The sequence below is a fragment of the Cryobacterium sp. AP23 genome (assembly GCF_054075385.1).
On the sequence record NZ_CM133415.1, the window covers coordinates 3,135,648 to 3,154,469 of the forward strand.

Genomic DNA, 18,822 nt, shown 5'->3' on the forward strand with positions numbered 1-18,822 from the left:
GGATCGGGGATCAGGCGGGGGCGTGGGCCTCGAGGAACTCGTAGACCTCGGTGGGGTCGACGCCGGGGAAGGTGCCGGTGGGCAACGCCGCGAGCAGGCTGGTGGGGGTGCGGGCGACCGGCCAGGCCTGGCCGGCCCAGCGGCCGGACAGATCGTCGGGTGCCCGGCGGCAGCAGGATTCGTCGGGGCAGCGGGACACGGCCCGGTTGGCGGTCTCGCGGCCGCGGAACCAGTTGACGTGCGCGAACGGCACCCCCACGCTGACCGAGTAGTCGCCCTCCTTGGCCTTCTCGATGCGGGAGGTGCACCAGAACGTACCGGCAGGGGTGTCGGTGTACTGGTACCAGGGGCTGAACCGGTCGGGCACGTCGAACACGGTGCGGGCGGTCCAGCTCCGGCACACCGTTGACCCCTCCACGGCCCCGAGGGCGTCGCTCGGGAACTGCACGTCGTCGTTCTCGTACGCCTTGATGATGGTGCCGGACTCGTGCACCTTCATGAAGTGCACCGGGATGCCGAGCCGCGCGGTGGCGAGGTTGGTGAACCGGTGCGCGGCGGTCTCGTAGGAAACGCTGAACGCATCCCGCAGGTCCTCGAGCGAGATGCGGTGCGCAGCCTTGGCCTCGCTCAGTAGCCGCACGGTGTCGGTCTCCGGGAGCAGGATCGCCGCGGTGAGGTAGTTAGTCTCCACTCGCTGGCGCAGAAATTCGGCGTAGTTTTCCGGCTCGGCGTGACCGCAGAGGTGGCTGGCGAACGCCTGGAGGATCGGTGAGCGGCTGTCCCGCGACGCCGCCTGCTCGGTGGGCAGATAAATTCTGCCGTTCCGCTTGTCGGTGACCGACCGGGTGGAGTGCGGCAGGTCGCCGACGTAGTGCAGTGTGAAGCCGAGGTGCGCGGCCATATCGGCGACCACCTGGTGGGAGACCGGCCCGCCGGAATGGCCGACCGCGGTGAGGAGCTCGAGCGCCTGAGCCTCGAGATCGGGGAAGTAGTTGTCCCTGGCGCGCATCTCGGCGCGCAGCTGGGCGTTGGCCCGGCGGGCCTCCTCCGGCGTCGCCGCCCGCTCCCGGTGCAACCTCTCGATCTCGTTGTGCAGGGTGAGGATGGTCTGCAGGGTCTCGTCCGGTTGCCCGGGCCCAACCCGGAAGCGGGGCAGGCCGAGGGCCGGAAACACCGGCCCGCGCTGGGCGCGCTCCACGGCGATCTCCAGCGCCGCCCGCGGGTTGGGCGCATCGGGGCGGAGCAACTCGTCGACGGTCGTGTCCAGGGCCGCGGCGATCAGGCGCAGCATCGAGAGCCGGGGTTCGCGCTTGCCGTTCTCGATCATCGAGATCTGCGACGGCGCCCGCTCCACGGCCGCGGCCAGGGTGTCGAGGGTGAGGCCGAGCCGGTGCCGGTGCGCGCGGATGCGCCGCCCCAGGGTGATCGCATCCAGGCCGCCATCGCCCGGTTCGGCGCCGCCGTGCTGCACGGCGTTCGGGGTGGCAGGGGAGCGGGGCGGATCGACGGTGACCATGTGCCCATGGTCACACGAGGCGATTGTTCACACAACCGGAAGAACTCGTTTTCTTCTTCGGATCGGGTGCGGGGTGCGGCCGGTGCGCCGCCGCAGAGTGGGTGCAGACACCAGCACGACCGGCCCATCCGCCGGAACATCCGCACCAGATTTTTCGCACCAGGCATGCAACGACGCAAACCGAGGAGAACACCATGACGAACCCAGACGCATCCGACCCGACCGCATCCGGCCCCATCGCAACCCGCCCTGGCGACCAGACCCAGACCGCCGCCGAGCTCGCCCTGGAATGGGCCGCCGACCCGCGCTGGGAGGGCGTGCGCCGGGACTACACCGCCGAGGACGTGATCGCCCTGCGTGGTGCCGTGCGGGAAGAGCGCACCCTGGCCCGCCGCGGCGCCGAGAAGCTCTGGGAACTCATCCACGACAACGGCACCCCGGAGAACCCCGAGTGGGTCTCCGCGCTCGGCGCCCTCACCGGCAACCAGGCCGTGCAACAGGTGCGTGCCGGGCTCAAGGCCATCTACCTCTCCGGCTGGCAGGTCGCCGCCGACGCGAACCTCTCCGGCCAGACCTACCCCGACCAGTCGCTGTACCCGGCGAACTCGGTGCCGGCGGTCGTTCGGCGGATCAACAACGCGCTGCTGCGGGCCGGCCAGATCGAGGGCGCCGAGGCGGCCGCATCCGGCGCAAACGCCACCAGTGACGGCAGCGGCATCGACTGGCTGGCGCCCATCGTCGCCGACGCCGAGGCCGGTTTCGGCGGCCCGTTGAACGCGTACGAGCTGATGGCCTCCATGATCGAGGCCGGCGCCGCCGGTGTGCACTGGGAAGACCAGCTCGCCAGCGAGAAGAAGTGCGGCCACATGGGCGGCAAGGTGCTCGTGCCCACCGGCCAGCACATCCGCACCCTCAACGCGGCCCGGTTGGCGGCGGATGTCGCCGGTGTACCGACGATCATCATCGCCCGCACCGACTCGCTCGCCGCCACCCTCATCACGAGCGACATCGACGACCGCGACCAGGCCTTCCTCACCGGCGGCCGTACCGCAGAGGGGTTCTACGAGACCCAGAACGGACCCGATGTCGTCATCGCCCGGGGGCTGGCCTACGCGCCGTACGCCGACCTGCTCTGGGTGGAGAGCAGCGAGCCCGACCTCGCACTCGCCCAGCGCTTCGCCAAGGAGATCCACGCCCAGTTCCCCGGCAAGAAGTTGGCCTACAACTGCTCCCCGTCGTTCAACTGGAAATCCCACCTCAACGACGACCAGATCGCTGCGTTCCAGCGCGAACTCGCGGCCTGCGGCTACGCCTTCCAGTTCATCACCCTGGCCGGCTTCCACGCCCTGAACCACTCCATGTTCACCCTGGCCAAGGACTACTCCGAGCGTCAGATGAGCGCCTACGTCGACCTGCAGGAGGCCGAGTTCGCCTCCGAGGCCGACGGATACACCGCCACCCGCCACCAGCGGGAGGTGGGCACCGGCTACTTCGACCGGATCGCCACCGCGCTCAACCCCACCAGCGCCACCCTCGCCCTGGCCGGATCCACCGAGGCCGAGCAGTTCTGACCGGCCTCGCCCCACACATCCGCATCGCTTCGAAGGAGAACCGACCATGAATACACCCACCCAGGCGACCGCCGAACGGCCGTCGCCCCAGCCCAGCACCAGCACCGGCAGCTTCGCCACCATCCGCCCGCACCTCGAGATCACCGGGTCGCTCGGCCACCGGTACGACGAGATCCTCACCCCCGCGGCGCTCGAGTTCCTCGCCGAACTGCACGACCGTTTCGCCGGCACCCGGCACGACCTGCTGGCTGCCCGGCTGCAGACCCGGGTGGATGCCGCGAACGGCCGCGACCCGCGGTTCCGGCCCGAGACCGCGCACATCCGCGCCGACCCGTCCTGGCGGGTGGCCGGCCCCGGCCCCGGGCTCACCGACCGGCGGGTGGAAATCACCGGCCCGACCGACCGCAAGATGGCCATCAACGCGCTCAATTCCGGCGCCGCCATCTGGCTGGCCGACCAGGAGGACGCCACCAGCCCGACCTGGGCGAACGTGATCGAGGGCCAACTCACCCTGCACGACGCGGTGCGCGGCACCCTCGCCTTCGACGGCCCCGACGGCAAGGAATACCGGGTCACCGGGGCCCCGACCGGCCCACGCGCCGGAACCACGCCGACCATCGTGATGCGGCCGCGCGGCTGGCACCTGGTGGAGAAGAACCTCACCTTCGTCGACCGCGCCAACCGACGGATGCCGGCCTCCGGCAGCCTGGTCGACTTCGGCCTGTACGCGTTCCACAACGCGCACCGGCTGGTGGAAAACGGCAGCGGGCCATACTTCTACCTGCCCAAACTGGAGACCCATCTCGAGGCCCGGCTGTGGAACGACATCTTCAGCCACACCGAGGACCACCTCGACCTCGGGCACGGCACCATCCGCGCCACCGTGCTGATCGAAACCATCCAGGCCGCGTTCGAGATGGAGGAGATCCTCTACGAGCTGCGCGACCACTGCGCGGGGCTGAACGCCGGCCGCTGGGACTACATCTTCAGCATCATCAAGACCTTCCGGGCCAGGGGAGCACGGTTCGTGCTGCCGGACCGCAAGGAGATCACGATGACGGTGCCGTTCATGCGCTCGTACACCGAGCTGCTGGTGGCCACCTGCCACCGTCGCGGGGCCTACGCCATCGGGGGGATGAGCGCGTTCATCCCCAACCGGCGTGACCCGCAGGTCACCGAACGGGCACTCGAGCAGGTCGCCGCCGACAAGCGGCGGGAGGCCGGCGACGGGTTCGACGGCACCTGGGTGGCGCACCCCGACCTCATCCCCACGGCCAGGGCCGAGTTCGACGCCGTGCTCGGTGACCGGCCCAACCAGCTGGACCGCACCCGGGACGAGGTGCGCGTGACCGCGGCAGAACTGCTCGACATCGGCTCGGCCGGCGGTCAGGTCACCGAGGCGGGGGTGCGTGACAACGTGCGCATCGCCCTCCGCTACATCGAGTCCTGGCTGCGCGGTGTGGGCGCGGCGGCCATCGACAACCTGATGGAGGATGCCGCGACCGCGGAGATCTCCCGCTCCCAGATCTGGCAGTGGATCCACCAGGGCACCGTCACCGCCGAGGGCCGCCTGATCGAGACCGACTGGGTGGCCGGCGTCATCACCGAGGAACTGGCCGGCCTGCCCCGCACGGCGGGAGACCGGTTCGACGACGCGATCGAGGTCTTCCGTACGGCGGCGCTGGAGCCGGAGTTCCCGACCTTCCTCACCGTGGCCGCGTACGCCCGCTACCTGTAGGCGCAGCCATCCCGCGCTCGGCCCCGTCGTCACCGCGACGGGGCCGATTGCGTGCCGGCGGGGTGGCATGTGAAGCTGGATGGGTGACCGAAACCGTGCCAGCCCAGTCCCCGACCGTGCGGGTGCGCACCGCCAGAACCGACGAGGCCGCGGCGCTCGCCGAGCTGGCCGCCGCCACCTTTCCCCTGGCCTGCCCGCCGCACACCAGCGCCGAGGCGATCGCTGATTTCATCCGCACCGTGCTGGCCCCGGCGAATTTCGAGTCGTACCTGGCTGACCCTGACCGGCTCCTGCTGGTAACCGACGACGGCACGGGCGCCCTCACCGGGTACACGATGCTGGTCTTCGGTGAACCGTCCGACGCGGATGCCGCCGCGGCGATCCGCATCCGCCCCACCGTCGAACTCAGCAAGTGCTATGTGCGCGCCGAGGCGCACGGCACCGGAACCGCGGCGGCGCTGATGACGGCAACGCTGGATGTCGCCCGCGAGCGTGGAGCGGCCGGCTCGTGGCTCGGCGTGAACGAGGAGAACGACCGGGCGCTGCGTTTCTACGGCAAGCACGGCTACGAGCGGGTCGGAACCAAGCACTTCCTCGTCGGCACCCGCTACGAAGACGACTACGTCCTGGAGCGCCCCCTCTAACCCGCCCTGCAACTGTTCCCCATGCGGACAAATGGTCCCGGCACACCGGGTGCAATTGTCCGCACGGGGAACAGTTGGGGCGGGGCGGAGCGAGGCGAGCGGCTAGTCGGGGGTGGGGCGGGCGGCTTTGACCTGCTCGTAGGCGGCGAGGGCGGCCCGGCGGGTTTCGCCGAGGTCGACAATGGGCGTCGGATACTGCGCGGTGCCCCATTCGGGCACGTTCTGGCGCACGTACTCGTTGTTCGGGTCAAACTTGCCCGCCTGCAGGTCCGGGTTGAACACCCGGAAGTAGGGCGCGGCGTCCGCCCCCGAACCGGCCACCCACTGCCAGCCGAACGGGTTGCTGGCCGGGTCGGCGTCGACGAGGGTGTCCCAGAACCACTGCTCGCCCTCGCGCCAGTCGATGAGCAGGTTCTTGATCAGGAACGACGCCGTGACCATGCGCACCCGGTTGTGCATGCTGCCGGTGCGCCAGAGTTCCCGCATGCCGGCATCCACCAGCCGGAAACCGGTGCGGCCCTGTTGCCAGGCGGTGAGCGCGCCCTCGTCGAGCGGCGGCCAGGGGAACGCGTCGAAACCGGGGCGCAGGTTCGCGGTGGCCAGATCCGGCGCGTGGAACAGCACGTGGTAGGCGAACTCGCGCCAGCCGACCTCGGTGAGGAACCGGGTGGCGCTGGTGGCGGCCGCGCCGGTGAGCCCGCAGCGGGCGATGTCGGTGGCGTGCCAGATCTGGTGCGGGCTGATCTCGCCCCAGCGCAGGTGCGGCGACATGCGAGAGGTGGCCTGCTGGGCGGGCAGGTCGCGGTCGGTTCCGTACTGCGGGAGCGCCTCGTCGAGGAAGGTGGCGAGGGAGTCGTGGGCGGATGCCTCGCCGGGGGTCCACGCCTCCCGGAGGCCGCCGGCCCAGTCCGGGCGGGTCGGTTCCAGCGCCCAGCCGGCGAGATCGTCACTGGCCAGGCCCCTGGCGGCGTCGTCGAGCGCGGTCGGCGCAGGGTAGGGCGCCCGCGGCGGCGGCCCGGCCGTGCAGGCCCGCCAGAACGGCGTGAACACCGTGTACGGCGTGCCGCCACCGGTGCGGATGGTCCACGGTTCGAAAAGCAGGGACCCGGCGAAACTGTGCGCCACGATCCCTGCCTCGGTGAGGTGGGTCTTGATGGCGGTGTCCACGTCCCGTTCGGCGGCGCCGTAACGACGGTTCCAGAACACCGCGCCCGCACCGAGTTCCTCGACCAGCTGACCGATCAGGGGTTCGGCGGCTCCGCGGCGCAGCACCAGGCGGGCGCCGAGGCTCGCGGTGTCGGCGGCGAGGGAGGTCAGGCTCTGGTGCAGCCACCAGTGCGCGGCGCCGCCGAGCGGGCGGATGCCGGGGGAGACCTCGTCGAGGATGTACACCAGCGCGATCGGGCGGCCGCGTTCGATCGCGGCGGTGAGCGCCGGATTGTCGCCCAGCCGGAGGTCGTCGCGCAGCCAGACTAGCGAGGGGCCGTCCGGTCGGGCCGGCGAGAGAGAGACCGGTGCGGCCGGAGTTCCGTTGGCGGTCATGCTGCGCCCTCCGTTCCATCGGTCGGGGTGCGTTCGGCGGTGTCGTCCGTGGCGCTGGTGGTGGCGGCATCCTGCTCGGGGTCGGAGACGCGCAGCACGATCTTGCCGCGTGTGTGCCCGCCCTCCAGCGCGCGGTGCGCGGCGGCGCCGTCGGCCAGGTCGAAAACCTGGTCGATGTTCACCCGCACCGAGCCGTTGTCGATCAGGGTGGTGATCGTGTCGAGCACCCGGCCGTCGGCCGGCACCTTGTACGAGGTGGCGCGCACGCCCGATGCCTCGGCCTCCTCCTGCATGGTCGGCCAGCTGCCGGTGGGCGCGTTCACGAGCAGGCCGCCGTGCCGCAGCACGGTGAGCGACCGGGTGCCGGTGTTGTCGTGCACGTTGCCGATCAGGTCGATGACGCAGTCGATGTCCCGCAGTTGGTCGTCGAACCGGCTGCTGCTGTAGTCGATCACCTCGTGGGCGCCGAGCCGGTGCAGGAAATCGAGCGACGCGGTGGAGCCGGTCGCGGTCACGTGGGCGCCGAGGTGCCGGGCGAACTGCACCGCGAAGTGGCCGACGCCGCCGCTGCCGGCGTGCACCAGCATCCGCTGGCCGGGGCGCGCCTCGGCGAGCGTCACCATGCCCCACGCCGTCAGGGCGGCCAGCGGGATGCCGGCGGCCTCGGTGTGGCTGATCGCGGCGGGTTTGCGGGCGACCGACAGGCTCGACACCGCCACATACTCCGCGTAGGTGCCCGCGATGCGCGGCGCCCGGGCCATGCCGTAGACCGCGTCGCCGGGCTGCAACGGGAAAGCCTCAAAGGGGGAGCGCACCACGATGCCGCTGAAGTCGTTGCCGAGCACGGCGGGGAAGCCGGGGATCACGGCGGCGGGCCCGGAGCCGGAGCGGGTCTTGGCGTCGATCGGGTTGATGCCCGCGGCCACGACGCGGATGAGCAGCTCATCGCCGACGGCATGGGGCAGGGGCAGCTCGGCCAGGTGAAGTTCGTCCGGGCCGCCGGTGCGGTCGATGACGAGGGCGCGCATCTGCGTGGGCAGGACCGGTGTGGTGGGCATGCTCCTATTCTGCGGCACGCGACTGACAGGGCCCGGGTAGGCGCGGTCGGGCCGGCCCCCGGTCAGGTGCCGCTCGAGTCGCGGGAGGCGAACCGTTGCTGCAGCAGAACCGCGACCACGATGATGAAGCCCTTCGTGATGGCCTGCACCGAGGTGTCCAGGTTGTTCTGGGTGAACACGTTGGTGAGGGTGGTGAAGATCAGCACGCCCAGCACCGTGCCCACGATCGTTCCCCGCCCGCCGATCAGCAGGGTGCCGCCGACCACGACGGCGGCGATGGCGTCCAGTTCGTAGAGCGTGCCGTGCGTGGACGTTCCTGCGGTGGTGCGGCCGAGCATCATGATGCCCGCGATCCCCGCGGTCAGGCCGCTGAGCACGTAAACGTAGACCAGGTGCCGTTTGACCCGGATGCCCGCCAGCCGGGAGGCCTCCTGGTTGCCGCCGATGGCGACGGTGCGGCGGCCGAAGGTGGTGCGGTTCAGCAGGAACCAGGCCACGATCGCGACGATGAGGAAGATCCAGATCAGCAGGGGAACGCCGATGATGCTCGAGCGGGTGAACTGCAGGAACCCGGTCTCGATCACGATCTGGGTGCGGCGGCCGGAGATGAGTTCGGCCAGGCCGCGCGCGGCGACGAGCATGGCCAGGGTGGCCATGAACGCCACCACCTTGCCGTAGGCGATCACGATCCCGTTCACCAGCCCGGCCGCGATGCCCACCCCGATCGGGATCAGGACCATCAGCAGCCAGGAGCTCTGGGTGGCGGCGGCCTGCACTGCCGCGAGGCTGGCGATCACCGTGGAGAGCCCCATCACCGATCCGACCGAGAGGTCGATGCCGCCGGCGGTGATTACGAAGGTCAGGCCGATGCTGATCACGCCGATGATCGACGCGAGGCGGAGGATGGTGAGGAAGTTGTCGTAGCTCGCGAACCGGTCCCCGGCCGTGATGGTGCCCACGATCACGAGCAGCACGAGCGCGATCACCAGGCCGAGGTTGCGGCCCACCGATCCGCTGAGGATGCGCCGGATGACGCCGGGCCGGTTCTCGTGTTGGGGGTCCCCGCCGGTCGTGGCGGCGACGGCGCCGTTCTGTTCGCTCACGCTGCAGCTCCTTTCATGACCAGGTCCAGAACGCCGCGTTCGTCGATGGCGTGCGCGTCAGTTGTACTGAGCACCTCGCCGTCGCCGATGACGAGCACCCGGTCGGCCAGGCCGATGACTTCCTCGATCTCGCTGGACACCAGGATGATGGCGGTGCCGGCGGCGGCGAGGCGACGGATGAGGGCATAGATTTCGGCGCGGGCGCCCACGTCGACACCCCGGGTGGGTTCGTCCAGCAGCAGCACCTTGGTGCCGTGTACCAACCAGCGGGCCAGGAGCACCTTCTGCTGGTTCCCGCCCGAGAGCGTGCGGGTGGTCCGGTCCGGGTCGGCCGGCCGCAACTCCAGGGCCTGCATCTGCTCGAGGGATACCTGCCGTTCGCGGCGCTCGTCGAGGAAGCCGCCGCGGGCGAACCGGGCGAAGGCGGCCAGGGTGACGTTGCGGTAGACCTGCTCGTCGAGGATCAGGCCCTGGCTCTTGCGTTCCTCCGGCGCCAGGCCGATGCCGGCGTGCACGGCCGCGCGCACCGAGCCGGCCTTCAGCGCGGTCCCCACCACGCTGACCTGACCGGCGGTGGCCTTCCTGGCCCCGTAGATGGTCTCCAGGATCTCGGAGCGACCGGAGCCGACCAGACCGGCGAGACCCACGATCTCGCCCGCGCGCACGGTGAGGCTGACGTCGGCGAAGTGTCCCCGCAGGCCGAGGCCCTGCACGTCGATCAGGACCGGGGCATCCGCCGGCACCGGCACCCGGTCGGGGAAGACGTTAGCGACGGCCCGCCCGGTCATCAGGGTGATGAGGTCGGGAGTGGGGGTGTCCTGGGCGTTCAGGCCGACGGCCGTGCTCCGGCCGTCCTTGATCACCGTGATGCGGTCGCCGATCTGCCGGATCTCCTCCAGCCGGTGGGAGATGTACACCACGGCGACGCCCTGCGCGGTGAGTTCGCGGATCACCCGGAACAGGTTGCGGACCTCCTCGGAGTCCAGCACCGCGCTGGGTTCGTCCATGATGATCAGCTTCGTGTCGTGCGAGAGGGCACGCGCCATGCTGACGATCTGCTTGTTGGCCGCGGAGAGCCGGCCCACCTCGGTGCTGGGCGACAGGTTGCCGTGCCCCAGCCGCTGGAGCAGTTCGCGGGTGGCCCGGTTGGCCTCCGTCACCTTGAGCACCCCGCCGGTGGCGCGCTCGTGGCCGAGGAAGATGTTCTCGGCGATCGTGAGGCCGTCGACGACGTCGAGTTCCTGGTACATCGTGGCGATGCCGAGGCCGAGTGCGGCGACCGGATGCGCGATCGTCACCTCCTCGCCCTGCCACCGGATGACGCCACCCTCGGGTTGGTGGACACCGGAGAGCACCTTGATCAGGGTGGATTTTCCGGCCCCGTTCTGACCGAGCACGCAGTGCACTTCGGCCGCGCGCACCTCGAGGTCGACTCCCTTGAGAGCCTGCACCCCGGCAAACGCCTTGGTGATTTCCGTCACCCTCAACAGGGGCGTCGCATGGTCGTCGGCGATCATGCAGGCACCATAACACACACATACGTCGAGACAGAGGAGTAAGTCGTCGATTTTTGCTGGACTTCTGCTATGGTGTGCGCGTCAGCGTTGACAAGGACCCGGGATGCACCCATCGCCCGGTCTGCTGCCCCTCTCTTCGTTGGCGAATACTGCGATTCACCAATAAGGAGGACCACATGCTCGCACTACGTACCCGGCGCCACAAGACGCTCCTGGCCGCCGGCACCTCGCTCGCCGTGGTTGGACTGCTCGCGGCCTGCACCCCCGGAACCACGACGAACACCACCGACGATTCCACTTCCGCGTCGCTGGAAGGCAACGCGGAGGCCGGCGACACCGTGGTGATCGGCTTCTCGGGCCCCGCCGCCGACCACGGCTGGCTGGCCGCCATCAACTCCGCGGCCATCGCCGAGGCCGAGAAGTACCCGGACATCGACCTGCGGGTGGCAGAGGGCACCAACGACGCCAACCTGCAGATCAGCCAGGTGGAAGGTTTCATCAACGACAAGGTCGACGCCATCGTGCTGCTCCCCACCGACGGCGCGGCCCTGACCGAGGTCGCCATCCAGGCGATGGAGGCGGGCATCCCGGTGATCAACGTCGACCGGGAGTTTTCGAGCACCTTCGCCGCCCGAACGACGATCCTCGGCGACAACTACGGCATGGGGGTGAGCGCCGGAACCTACATCTGTGAAGAGGTCGGCGACAACCCCGACGCCGTGGTCGCCGAAATCGCCGGGATCGACTCGTTGCCGCTGACCCAGGACCGCAGCCGGGGCTTCGCCGATGCCCTGGACGACTGCGGTCTGTCGGTCACGAACCGGGTGGCGGCGGACTTCACCGTGCAAGGCGGTGAGGCGGCAGCGTCCCAGCTGCTGTCCGCGGCACCCCAGATCGACGCCCTCTGGAACCACGACGATGACCAGGGCGTCGGCGTGCTCGCGGCGATCGACGCCGCCGGCCGGGACGAGTTCATCATGGTCGGCGGTGCCGGCTCGGCCAACGCGATGCGGGAGATCCAGTCCGGCGACAGCGTGCTGCAGGCCACCGTCATCTACCCCTCCACCCAGGCCGCCGACGGCATCCGCCTCGCCCGGCTGCTGGTGCAGGAGAAGGCGATGAGCGACCTCGTCGAGGTGGAGGTGCCCAGCCGGATCGTGCTGAACGCCCCCGTCGTCACGAGCGAGAACGTCGACAAGTACCTGCCGACCGCGTTCGAGTCCTGACCGGTCGGGATGCCCGCGGTCTCGGCCGCGGGCATCCCGCCTTCGACTCTCCTGCACGTAGACCTTCGTCGAAAAGAGGACCCGTGGACACGCCCAGCCTTCGAATCGCCCTGATCGGCCACGGTTTCATGGGAGCGGCACACTCCCAGGGCTGGCGGGTCGCGCCCCGCTTCTTCGACCTGCCGGCCCGACCGGAGATGGCCCTGCTCGTCGGCCGCAATCCCGACACCGTCGCCGTCTCCGCCGGGACCTGGGGTTGGGCCGAAACCAGCACTGACTGGCGCTCGGCGGTGGAACGGGACGACATCGACATCGTCGACATCGTCACGCCCGGCGCCAGCCACGTGGAGATCGCCATCGCGGCGCTCGCGGCCGGAAAACACGTCCTGTGCGAGAAACCGCTGGCCAACACCGTCGCCGAGGCCGAATCGATGGCGGATGCGGCGGAGCGCGCCGCCCTGAACGGGGTGTTCGCGATGGTCGGCTTCACCTACCGCCGGGTGCCGGCGGCCACCCTCGCCCGCGACCTCGTGGCCGACGGAGCCATCGGCGAGGTCAGGCAGGTGCGGGCGGTGTACCTACAGGACTGGCTGGTCGACCCGGAGGTCCCGTTGGCCTGGCGGCTGCAGAAGGAGCTGGCCGGCTCCGGGGCGCTCGGCGACATCGGCGCCCATGCCATCGACCTCGCCCAGTTCATCACCGGCCAGCGCCTCACCAGCGTGAGCGGGCTGTTGCAGACCTTCGTGACCGAGCGGCCGCTGCTCGCCAGCTCCTCGGGCCTGGCCGGTACTGCGTCCAGCCGGCGCGGGGCGGTGACGGTGGATGACGCCGCCCTGTTCACCGGCCGGTTCGAGGGTGGTGCGCTGGGCTCATTCGAGGCCACCCGCATGGCCACCGGCCGCAAGAATGCCCTGCGCATCGAGGTCGCCGGCTCCCTGGGCGCGGTGTCGTTCGACCTGGAAGATCTCAACGCCCTCGGCTTCTACGACGCGACGGCCACGGCGACGCGACGCGGCTTCACCCGCATTCTGGTCACCGAGCCGGAGCATCCGTACCTGTCGGCCTGGTGGCCGGCCGGCCACATGCTCGGCTACGAACACGGCTTCACCCACCAGGCGAAGGATTTCGTGGAGGCCATCGTGGCCGGCACCCAGCCGCAGCCGTCGTTTTCGGCCGGGCTGCAGGTGCAACGGGTGCTCGCCGCGGTGGAGCAGAGCGCGGACACCGGCAGCGCCTGGACCACCATCGACAATCCGCCGGCGGAACTCGCCGGGAGCGCCATCCACCCCTGAATTCCCACGCTCCACCGATCCCTGGAGAAGACGATGCCCCGCCCCATCACCCTGTTCACCGGCCAGTGGGCCGACCTTCCGTTCGACGAAGTGGCCCGGCTGGCGTCGGGCTGGGGGTACGACGGCCTGGAGATCGCCTGCTGGGGCGACCACCTGGATCCCTGGCGCTGGGACGACGAGGAATACATCGCCGACCGGTTGGCGATCCTGGCCAAGTACAACCTCACCGTGTACGCGATCTCCAACCACCTCAAGGGGCAGGCGGTGTGCGACGACCCGATCGACCAGCGGCACCGGGACATCCTGCCCGATGTGGTGTGGGGCGACGGCGACCCGGAAGGGGTGCGCCGGCGGGCCGCCGAGGAGATGAAGCACACCGCCCGGCTCGCCGCGAAGCTCGGGGTGAAGACCGTGATCGGCTTCACCGGGTCGTCGATCTGGAAGTACGTGGCGATGTTCCCGCCGGTGTCGCAGGAGGCGATCGACGCGGGCTACCAGGACTTCGCCGACCGGTGGAACCCGATCCTGGACGTCTTCGACGAGGTGGGCGTGCGGTTCGCGCACGAGGTGCACCCCAGTGAGATCGCCTACGACTACTGGACCACCGTGCGCACCCTCGAAGCCATCGGGCATCGATCGGCGTTCGGCCTCAACTGGGACCCGAGCCACTTCGTGTGGCAGGATCTGGACCCGGTCGGCTTCCTCTGGGATTTCAAGGACCGGATCTACCACGTCGACTGCAAGGACACCAAGAAGCGGATGGTGAACGGCCGCAACGGCCGACTGGGCTCGCACCTGGCCTGGGCGGATCCGCGCCGGGGCTGGGACTTCATCTCCACCGGCCACGGCGACGTGCCGTGGGAGGACAGCTTCCGGATGCTCAACACCATCGGCTACGACGGCCCCATCTCGGTGGAGTGGGAGGACGCCGGCATGGACCGTCTTGTCGGCGCGCCCGAAGCGCTGGCGTTCGTGCGGTCCCTGGTCTTCGACCCGCCGACGGCGTCGTTCGACGCGGCCTTCAGCAGCCGCTGACCGCGAGCGGCCGGCCGAGCTACTTGGCGAGAGCGGCGGTCTCCATCAGGTCCAGCACCATGGCATCGACCCGCGCCGGCGACAGGGCGTGGTGGATGGCCAGCATGCTGGCTCCGATCACGGCCGCATCCGGCCCGGCACCGGACTGCACGATCTGCAAATGCTGGGTGGCCAGGGGCATCGAGCGGCTGTAGACCACTTCGCGCACGCCGGCGATGAGTTGCTCCCCGGCCTGCGCCATCGAGCCGCCGATCACGATCACCGAGGGGTTGATCAGGCTGACGCAGGCGGTGAGCACCTCGCCCAGGTCCCGGCCGGCCTGGCGCACCGCCTGGATGGCTTCGAGGTTTCCGCGCTTGACCAGGTTGACCACATCCTGGTTGGTCTCCACATCGAGGCCGAGACCGCGGAGCGCGTCCGCCAGCGCCGGACCGGACGCCAACGCCTCCAGGCAGCCACGGTTGCCGCAGTGGCAGGGCACGTCGACCCCGCGTGGCACCTGCACGTGGCCGATGTCGCCGGCGATACCCTGGGCGCCGCGTTGTAGGATCCCGCCGGAGATCAACCCGGACCCGATGCCCGTTGCAACCTTGACGAAGATGAGATGGTCCACGTCCGGCCAGGCCGTCTCCCGTTCGCCGAGGGCCATGATGTTCACGTCGTTGTCCACCAACACCGGAACGTGGAAATGCTTGTCCAGAGTGCCGCGCACATCGAACCGGTCCCAGCCGGGCATGATCGGAGGGTTGATCGGGCGACCGCTGCTGTACTCGACGGGGCCGGGCAGGCCCACCCCGATCGCGAGCAGGTCGGCGAGCGAGCGGCCGGACTCCCGGATCAGGGCGTCGCCGGCCTCGATCACCCAGCCGAGCACCGCATCGGGGCCCTCGGCAATCGCCAGCTCGGTTGAGGTCTCGAACAGCGGGCGGCCGGTGAGATCGCTGACGGCGAGGCGCACATGGGAGGCGCCGATGTCGACCGCGAACACGATTTTCATCCCCGTCGCGAGCGCCACCTGGGTCGACGGCCGGCCACCGGTGGAGGGCGCATCAGATGTCGGGCCGACAAGACCGAGCTTCACCAGCGAATCGATGCGCAGCGCGATCGTGGACCTGGCGAGCCCGGTGAGGTTCGCCAGTTCCGTGCGAGTGCGCGAACGTCCATCGCGCAAGATCTGGAACAGGTCACTCGTGCCCGAGGAGCCCAGCGCATCGCCGCGACTTATGTCGATCATGGCACCATCAAATCACAACACTCGACTTATATCGGTCGAATATTGGCGGGATTGACCTGCCGTCGGGTCAGCGCCCGTAGTCGTACGGCGGCGGGGCGGCGTCGTACCCGCGGTCGCGCTGGTAGTCGTAAGGCGGCGGTGCATCCGCCCGCTCGCGTTCGCGCTGGTGGTTGAGCATGTCGATCAGCTGGTCGGCAAAGCCGACCAGGATGCTGATCTGGTCGTCGTCCCGGTCGATCCACCGGCATTCCGGTACAGCGGAGCGGGGCACGAAGTTGTCGTGCTCCTCCCAGACCAGCAGGGTGCGGTCGGCGCCGAGCACATACTGCTGCCACCAGATCTGGCGCAGGTACGAGCGCGGGATGCTGCGCCACGGCTTGCTCGTGGTCTTGATCTCGGCGAGCTCGAAGACGCCGTTGCCGCCCAGGCCCAGGCCGTCGGGGGTGGCGAGGTGGCGACGCTGGCCGGCCGCATGGAAGAGGTTGGTGCTGGGCTCGATGCCGTAGTTGGCCAGCACCCAGGCCGCGATCTCCGGTTCCCTGGCGCGGCCGTGGTCGGTGTACGGGTTGCCGCCGAAACCGCTGCCGTTGATCTTCTCCCTGGCGGCGTTGTGCACGGATTTCTCCGTGGCGAGCTTGGCGACATCCGTGGCGGTGATGCCCTGGCTGCGTGCCCGCAGCCAGGCGACCCGGTCGGTGGAATCGGCCACGATGCGACCGAGATGACCCAGCCGGGGCGTCACGACGGGGGCCGGCGGGGCGATCGGGGTCTGCTCATCCAGCTCGAAGAGGGACAGCAGCGAATGGGGCACGAACTCCATTCTGCTCTGCTTCGGCGGCCTGCGCGGACACCTCGCCGGGCACGGCCCAACCTGGAGCGAGGGCCGAAAATTAGCTGAAACGGCCTCAGAAACCAGAAAACGTGGCCCCCGAAGACGTGACAAATGACCTGTTATGGGGGCAAATGCAAGCCGAAATGACCTGTTGTGGGGGCGCGCTGGGCGAAAAGGCCTCCGTAGGCTTGTCCTCATAAAGGGGGACCGGCCGATAAGTAATCGACCGAGATCAAGACGGCCGTACGCGGCCCGCGCACCTGCCACCGACCAGTGGCAAGGCAATCGAATCTGGCCGCTGGCCAGCTTCTTTGCTGTGCACTCCGCCAAGTCCAGCTCGACGCCAGAGCGGTCTGTGGCGTGCCTACCGAAGCGTGATGACGCGCCCTGAGAATCCCAGGAAAACGCTGCCCCTCAACCGAGGCCTACCAGCACATGCACGATGCCACCCGAAAGGCACCACATGAATAGAACACCCAAGATCGCGGCAACCGTCGCCGGATCGGTCCTCCTCGTCGGAGGTCTCACCTTTGGAGGTGTGATCGCCCCGGCGTTCGCCCACACCCCCGCCGTGAACGCCACCTGTGAATCGCTCAGCATGACGTTCTCCAACTACACCACCGTCACCGGTGACAGCACCCCCAACAGGGTCACGATCACCATTGATGATGTCGAGGTCGCTGTGGAGGACTTCGGAACGAGCTACACGAAGACCATCGAGTGGGACGGCACCAAGGCGCACTCCTACTTCATCGATCTCGATGCCCACGACAACTACGACAAGACCTTCGAAGGCACGTCAACCAAGTGCGTCGTTGACGACTCGACAACGCCGCCGACGACGGAGCCGCCGACCACGGAACCTCCGACGACGGAACCGCCCACCACGGAACCTCCGACGACTGGGCCGCCGACTACTGAGCCTCCGACTACGGAGCCGCCGACTACGGAGCCTCCGACGACTGAGCCTCCGACGACTGAGCCTCCGACGACGGAGCCGCCGACGAGTGAGCCGCCCACGACGGAACCGCCGACGACCGAGCCGCCGACGACTGAGCCGCCCACGACGGAGCCGCCGACGACTGAGCCGCCCACGACGGAGCCGCCGACGACTGAGCCGCCGACCACGGAGCCGCCGACGACGGAGCCGCCGACGACTGAGCCGCCGACGACTGAGCCTCCGACGACTGAGCCTCCGACGACTGAGCCGCCGACGACGGAGCCGCCGACCACGGAGCCGCCGACCACGGAGCCGCCGACCACGGAGCCGCCGACGACTGAGCCTCCGACCACGGAGCCGCCCACCACGGAGCCGCCCGCAACCACGCCTCCGACCGAGACCACGCCTCCGACCGAGTCGACTCCTCCCGCGGACACGACTCCTCCCGCGGACACGACTCCTCCTGCGGACACGACTCCTCCTGCGGACACGACTCCTCCTGCGGACACGACTCCTCCTGCGGACACGACTCCTCCTGCGGACACGACTCCTCCCACCGAGGCCACGCCGCCCACAGTGAAGGTCACCCCGCCCACCACCACGACATCGGCCAACCCGCCGACCGTCGTGACTCCGCCGACGAGCACGACGTCGACCCCGCCGACGACGACCGCTAAGTCGACCAGCACCGAACTCGCCTCGACGGGTGTGTCCAGCTGGACCACCATCGTGCTGGGTGCCGGCTTCCTCGCGGTACTCCTCGGTGCCGGACTGATGCTGACCCGCCGGTTCCGCCGGGCCTAACCTCAGGCCGGAGATAGGCCGGTCATAAAGAGGACACCCCGGGCGATATTCGCCCGGGGTGTCCTCTTTCTGTTGCAAACGCAGGCTAGGCGACTTCCTTGACCACGCCCTGCTTGATCAGCAGGCGTCGCTGCGCACGCTTGGCCACCGCGGAGTCGTGGGTGACCACGATCAGGGTGAGACCGCGGTCTCGCCAGAGGCCCTCGAGCAGTTCCATGATCTCGTCCCTGGTCTGCTCGTCGAGGTTTCCGGTGGGCTCATCGGCCAGGAGCACGGCCGGCTCCTTGACCAGTGCGCGAGCGATCGCCACCCGCTGTTGCTGGCCACCGGAGAGCTCAGCGGGCAGGTGGCTGCCGCGCTCGCCCAACCCAACCGACTCGAGTGCCGCAGCGGCCCGGGACGTGCGCTCCGCCGAGGAGACCCCGAGAGGGGCGAGGGCGGTTTCCACGTTTTCCTGCGCCGTGAGGGTGGGGATCAGGTTGAAGCCCTGGAACACGAACCCGATCTCCCGGGCCCGGATTTCTCCGAGCGGGCCCTGGCCGAGCTTGGACAGGTCCGAGGCGCCCAGCTGTACCGTGCCTTCACTGGGCCGGTCGAGCGCGCCGAGCATCTGCAGCAGTGTCGACTTGCCGCCGCCGGTCGGGCCCTGGATGGCGACCATCTGGCCATCGGGAATGGACAGTGTGACCTTGTTGAGTGCCGTCACCGACCTCTTGCCCTGGTCGTATTTCTTGGTGACATTCGTCAGTTCGTACATGAGAACTCAATTC

Annotated in this window: 15 protein-coding genes; 7 read left to right on the forward strand and 8 right to left on the reverse strand. The window is 69.4% G+C overall.

The features are described from left to right. Nucleotides 1-10: 10 nt before the first annotated feature. Entirely contained in the window at nucleotides 11-1,516 is a 1,506-nt protein-coding gene (locus tag ACU5E9_RS14940) for a helix-turn-helix domain-containing protein (protein ID WP_456810688.1), read from the reverse strand. A gap of 194 nt (nucleotides 1,517-1,710) precedes the next feature. Here ACU5E9_RS14940 and aceA point away from each other — a divergent pair, with 194 nt between their 5' ends. The 3 genes from aceA to ACU5E9_RS14955 all read left to right on the forward strand — a co-directional run bounded on the left by aceA (nucleotide 1,711) and on the right by ACU5E9_RS14955 (nucleotide 5,469). Beyond that, nucleotides 1,711-3,087: an isocitrate lyase gene (aceA, locus tag ACU5E9_RS14945; RefSeq protein WP_456810689.1), complete on the forward strand. Its 1,377-nt coding sequence runs from the start codon at nucleotides 1,711-1,713 to the stop codon at nucleotides 3,085-3,087. 46 nt (nucleotides 3,088-3,133) lie between these two features. After that, nucleotides 3,134-4,825: a malate synthase A gene (gene aceB, locus ACU5E9_RS14950; protein WP_456810690.1), complete on the forward strand. Its 1,692-nt coding sequence runs from the start codon at nucleotides 3,134-3,136 to the stop codon at nucleotides 4,823-4,825. 83 nt (nucleotides 4,826-4,908) lie between these two features. Continuing rightward, nucleotides 4,909-5,469: a GNAT family N-acetyltransferase gene (locus ACU5E9_RS14955; RefSeq protein ID WP_456810691.1), complete on the forward strand. Its 561-nt coding sequence runs from the start codon at nucleotides 4,909-4,911 to the stop codon at nucleotides 5,467-5,469. Nucleotides 5,470-5,571: 102 nt separating this feature from the next. On the opposite strand, the gene ACU5E9_RS14960 is transcribed toward ACU5E9_RS14955, so the two are convergent. The 4 genes from ACU5E9_RS14960 to ACU5E9_RS14975 form a co-directional block, all read right to left on the reverse strand. Further along, nucleotides 5,572-7,011, reverse strand: a complete 1,440-nt coding sequence (locus ACU5E9_RS14960; protein ID WP_456810692.1) for a cryptochrome/photolyase family protein — start codon at nucleotides 7,009-7,011, stop codon at nucleotides 5,572-5,574. Further along, nucleotides 7,008-8,069 carry an NADP-dependent oxidoreductase gene (locus ACU5E9_RS14965; RefSeq protein WP_456810693.1) on the reverse strand — a complete coding sequence of 354 codons (1,062 nt, stop codon included), beginning with the start codon at nucleotides 8,067-8,069 and terminating at the stop codon, nucleotides 7,008-7,010. Before ACU5E9_RS14965 ends, ACU5E9_RS14960 begins: the two co-directional genes overlap by 4 nt. Before the next feature lie 62 nt (nucleotides 8,070-8,131). Continuing rightward, nucleotides 8,132-9,172, reverse strand: coding sequence for an ABC transporter permease (locus ACU5E9_RS14970; RefSeq protein ID WP_456810694.1), 1,041 nt, complete (start codon nucleotides 9,170-9,172; stop codon nucleotides 8,132-8,134). Continuing rightward, nucleotides 9,169-10,689: a sugar ABC transporter ATP-binding protein gene (locus ACU5E9_RS14975; RefSeq protein WP_456810695.1), complete on the reverse strand. Its 1,521-nt coding sequence runs from the start codon at nucleotides 10,687-10,689 to the stop codon at nucleotides 9,169-9,171. Before ACU5E9_RS14975 ends, ACU5E9_RS14970 begins: the two co-directional genes overlap by 4 nt. Nucleotides 10,690-10,865: 176 nt before the next feature. Here ACU5E9_RS14975 and ACU5E9_RS14980 point away from each other — a divergent pair, with 176 nt between their 5' ends. From ACU5E9_RS14980 to ACU5E9_RS14990, 3 genes are all read left to right on the forward strand, one after another. Next, a complete protein-coding gene (locus tag ACU5E9_RS14980; RefSeq protein ID WP_456810696.1) occupies nucleotides 10,866-11,915 on the forward strand; it encodes a substrate-binding domain-containing protein in 1,050 nt (349 codons plus the stop codon). Nucleotides 11,916-11,998: 83 nt separating this feature from the next. Then, nucleotides 11,999-13,207, forward strand: coding sequence for a Gfo/Idh/MocA family protein (locus tag ACU5E9_RS14985; protein ID WP_456810697.1), 1,209 nt, complete (start codon nucleotides 11,999-12,001; stop codon nucleotides 13,205-13,207). A gap of 33 nt (nucleotides 13,208-13,240) precedes the next feature. After that, nucleotides 13,241-14,242 carry a sugar phosphate isomerase/epimerase family protein gene (locus ACU5E9_RS14990; RefSeq protein ID WP_456810698.1) on the forward strand — a complete coding sequence of 334 codons (1,002 nt, stop codon included), beginning with the start codon at nucleotides 13,241-13,243 and terminating at the stop codon, nucleotides 14,240-14,242. Nucleotides 14,243-14,261: 19 nt separating this feature from the next. Here the strand turns inward: ACU5E9_RS14990 and ACU5E9_RS14995 are convergent, their stop codons facing one another. After that, nucleotides 14,262-15,476 carry an ROK family protein gene (locus tag ACU5E9_RS14995; RefSeq protein ID WP_456810699.1) on the reverse strand — a complete coding sequence of 405 codons (1,215 nt, stop codon included), beginning with the start codon at nucleotides 15,474-15,476 and terminating at the stop codon, nucleotides 14,262-14,264. Between the two features lie 67 nt (nucleotides 15,477-15,543). Then, entirely contained in the window at nucleotides 15,544-16,287 is a 744-nt protein-coding gene (locus ACU5E9_RS15000; protein ID WP_456810700.1) for a YqaJ viral recombinase family protein, read from the reverse strand. A gap of 484 nt (nucleotides 16,288-16,771) precedes the next feature. Between ACU5E9_RS15000 and ACU5E9_RS15005 the strand changes: the two genes are divergently transcribed. After that, nucleotides 16,772-18,052, forward strand: coding sequence for an LPXTG cell wall anchor domain-containing protein (locus ACU5E9_RS15005; protein WP_456810701.1), 1,281 nt, complete (start codon nucleotides 16,772-16,774; stop codon nucleotides 18,050-18,052). An 85-nt stretch (nucleotides 18,053-18,137) separates the two neighbouring features. On the opposite strand, the gene ACU5E9_RS15010 is transcribed toward ACU5E9_RS15005, so the two are convergent. Next, complete coding sequence (locus tag ACU5E9_RS15010; protein WP_456810702.1) at nucleotides 18,138-18,809, reverse strand: ABC transporter ATP-binding protein; 672 nt, start codon at nucleotides 18,807-18,809, stop codon at nucleotides 18,138-18,140. Between the last annotated feature and the right edge of the window lie 13 nt (nucleotides 18,810-18,822).